We start from the raw sequence: 334 nt of genomic DNA, 5'->3' as shown, positions 1-334 counted from the left end.
CAGCAAACGATTGTCGCTTGTATATTGACGGGCGAAGCCAATGAAACGCCACAGGCTCAAACGCGAACCTTTCCCACAATGACACGGGATTTGTACATTGCACTTGCTAATGCACAGCGGATCAAAAACGTCCCTGGACGCAAAACCGATGTTAGCGATGCGGAGAGGATCGCCAAGCTACTGCGAGTCGGCCTAATCGAAAAAAGCTTTGTGCCCTCCGAAGATCTCCGGGAACTACGTGATCTAACACGCTTGCGCAAAAAACGGATCGGGAACCTGACGGCTGAGAAGAATCGTATCCAGAAGGTGCTGGAAGCTTCCAATGTCAAGTTGA

Annotated in this window: 1 protein-coding gene; it reads left to right on the top strand. The window is 50.6% G+C overall.

Going from position 1 to position 334, the window contains the following annotated elements; genetic code table 11:
• Positions 1-9: 9 nt before the first annotated feature.
• Positions 10-334: IS110 family transposase (locus tag PPOP_RS18030; RefSeq protein WP_234399895.1), on the top strand; the 325-nt coding region annotated here is incomplete at its 3' end.

The organism is Paenibacillus popilliae ATCC 14706 (genome assembly GCF_000315235.1).
Lineage (GTDB): Bacteria > Bacillota > Bacilli > Paenibacillales > Paenibacillaceae > Paenibacillus_B > Paenibacillus_B popilliae.
The sequence above is the reverse complement of the archived record's forward strand: the minus strand, read 5'-3'. Positions and strand labels throughout refer to the sequence as shown.